This window comes from Paenibacillus sp. OT2-17, assembly GCF_009827695.1.
GTDB lineage: Bacteria > Bacillota > Bacilli > Paenibacillales > Paenibacillaceae > Paenibacillus > Paenibacillus polymyxa_B.
In genome coordinates, this window is record NZ_WUDQ01000473.1 from 1 (window position 1) to 2,919 (window position 2,919).

Annotated in this window: 2 protein-coding genes; one reads left to right on the forward strand and one right to left on the reverse strand. The window is 45.9% G+C overall.

Going from position 1 to position 2,919, the window contains the following annotated elements; all coding sequences use genetic code 11:
* Nucleotides 1-1,475: methyl-accepting chemotaxis protein (locus GRP75_RS23280; protein WP_160790493.1), on the reverse strand; the 1,475-nt coding region annotated here is incomplete at its 3' end.
* 211 nt (nucleotides 1,476-1,686) lie between these two features.
* Here GRP75_RS23280 and GRP75_RS23285 point away from each other — a divergent pair.
* Nucleotides 1,687-2,754: an AI-2E family transporter gene (locus tag GRP75_RS23285; protein WP_023989907.1), complete on the forward strand. Its 1,068-nt coding sequence runs from the start codon at nucleotides 1,687-1,689 to the stop codon at nucleotides 2,752-2,754.
* Nucleotides 2,755-2,919: the final 165 nt, after the last annotated feature.

The following is a 2,919-nucleotide window of genomic DNA, read 5'->3' on the forward strand; positions in this document are numbered from 1 at the left end:
AGGGCCAGCAGGTTTGTTTGTGCGGCGATATCGTGGATGGCCCCGGCCAGCCGCTCAATATCCTGAGTTTTCAGCGCGAGCGAATCTACGGCTTCTCCTGCCGCAGTCGTCGTTTGTCTGGACTCGGCGGCCAGTTTCGCTTGACGTTCTGCTGTTTCATACCCTGCAAGCACGGCAGAATCTGTTTCGAAAACGGCAGTTTGGGTCCGTTTAACACTTTCGCCAATCTGGTCGATGGAGCCTGTCATGTGAGTCAGCTTCTCAGAGCCGGAATATACAGCTTCAGCCTGATCGCTCGCTCCTTGGGCAAGCTCCTGAACTGCACTGGAGATTTGTGACGCGATGGTTCCAGTATCCTTAGCGTGCTGATGCATATCATGGGAAGCTGAGCTGACATCGCCCGCCGTATCTGATACCTTGCGCAACAGGTGAGAGAGATTATCAGACATGATATTAAAATCTGTCCCCAGGCTGGCAATTTCATCTTTACCTTTAACATCCACACGAGCGGTCATATCGCCTTCAGCTATACGTTTGACATTCGCTTGGAGTCTGCGAATCGGCTTAATAAAGTTGTTTGCCGCCCAGATCGCCAGCAGCATAGCGACAACCAAGATGATAGCAACCGTTATAATCAACATATTACGAGTGGAGTAATACTCCTGAAAAGCAATATCTTTGGAAATGGACAACCCTACAATCCAGCCTGTGCTAGGCATCTTTTTAAAATAAAGCTGACGGTCACTACCATTATAGCTATAGTCTGTTTCTCCCGAAGCTGCGCTCAGCAGGGCCGCGGTTGATGAACCCAACTCGGGATTGTCCTTGAGGTTTTTGCCAGCCAGATTGTTGTCTGGGTGCGCGATCACGGCTCCATTTTGGTCAATCAAAAATGCGTAGCCCAATCCGTTCAGGTCTATGCTTTTAATTATTTTTGTCATATCGTTGAGCATTATATCCTCGCTGACCACACCAGTGACGGAGCCATTCGAATTTTTGAGAGGCTTCGCAATAGAAATGGTGAAATTCGTACTATTTGCATCAATGTACGGGGACGAGTAATACATTTCTCCCTTGGTTTTGGCATCCTTGTACCACGGTCGAGCGCGAGGATCATAACCTGCTTCAAACCAGCCAGATCCATCCCAGTAGGCTCCATCTTCAAAGCCTGCGTAAATATTGGAAATATTTTGATCTTTATAGTTTTGAAAAGCTGCCTTCAGAGATACGGCTTTGGCATCTGATGAAATATCGCTGGATTCCAGACCTGCAGCCAATGTTTCAATAATTTTGGCATTACCACCTATCCATCCGTCGAGCTGATGGACGGTTTCGGAGGTTTTGCTGTTCATAAGCTCTTCGATATCATGATTGGCCTGATTTTTAACGCTTGTCATGCTAATGATCGACAATGGCCCAGCTGCAACGATAACAATGCAAGTGAAAAGGAGAATAAGCTTGATTTTTAAGTTCATGTAACGACCCCCGATGTTTCAGAAATGTGAAAACTTAGAGTAGTGCTTTGTACTTATATCGTCAGATGGAATGACTTTGTTAATTGTTTTCATCCGTTTTCATCATTTTTTTACAATGGTAATCTATGGGGCATTCCAGACTCGCGGGAAGGATTAAAGTAGAGGTACAGGCATATACTTAAAGGAGGCTAGTCCAGTAAGGGGGCACGAAATGGAGCAATTAACGAAAAGTAGACTGTTCCGGTACGGAATATGGACGCTGCTGGGACTTGTCATTCTATATTTTATCTGGCTGCTGCGACCTTTGTTTTTGCATTTGTATGAATTTCTGAAAACAATCATTGCTCCGTTTGCGGTAGCGATGATCATCTCCTATGTACTTAATCCGGTTGTCAGTATGCTGGGCGGTCGCAAGGTGCCTCGAAGCGTAGCTGTGCTGCTCATCTATGCTGTGTTTTTAGCCAGTCTCGTTGTGATTCTGATGAACCTGATTCCGATGTTCATTGAACAACTGGATGAGCTGAATGAGCATCTGCCTGAGCTGACCATGCATGCACAAGGATTAATGACGAATATGGATAGCGGCATTTTGCCCCAAGGGGTGCGAACGGGTATGAATCAATGGTTTTTCCAACTAGAGAATCGGATGGCAACAGGGATTTCTAACTTTATGGATAACATCGGCGGGATGATCAATATGCTGTTCAATGTGTTCATTGTACCGTTTCTCATTTTTTATATTTTGAAGGATTTTGATGTGTTCGAGCGGACGATTGTGTCTTACCTCCCGCGTTCTCGTCGCAAGGCGATTGTAACGGTACTTAAGGAAATTGATCAGGCGCTTGGCAACTATGTCAGGGGACAATTACTGGTATGCGTCATTATTGGAGTGATGGCTTATCTCGGATATATGCTCATTGGCATGCCTTATGCGCTGTTGCTGGCAGGAGTGGTTGCGATTTTTAACATCGTTCCGTATTTGGGCCCCTTTTTGGGAGCCGCTCCGGCAGTAGTCATGGCTTCTACGGTCTCCTTAAAAATGGTGCTTTTGGTCGTGGTCGTTAACACCTGTATTCAAGTGTTGGAGAGCAATGTCATTTCTCCCCAGGTGGTGGGACGAACGTTGCATCTGCATCCGATAGCCATTATTTTCGCTCTGCTAGTGGGTGGGGAAATTGCGGGAATTACCGGCTTGATTTTAGCGGTTCCCGTGATGGCAGTCTTAAAGGTAGGACTTCAGCATTTTTTTGCTTATTACGTGAAGCGGAAAACAATCTGATTTTGTCCATACACCGTATGTATCTTGTCTGAAATCGCGTTGACACGGCTAAATGACACGGATATACTGAGTTGAGTATGTTTAAATGTGTTTATCCAGTAGGGAAAGCTCATTTCGAAGTGCGGGCTGAACCCGCCGGGATGCTCCCGTTACCAGTGAAAACAA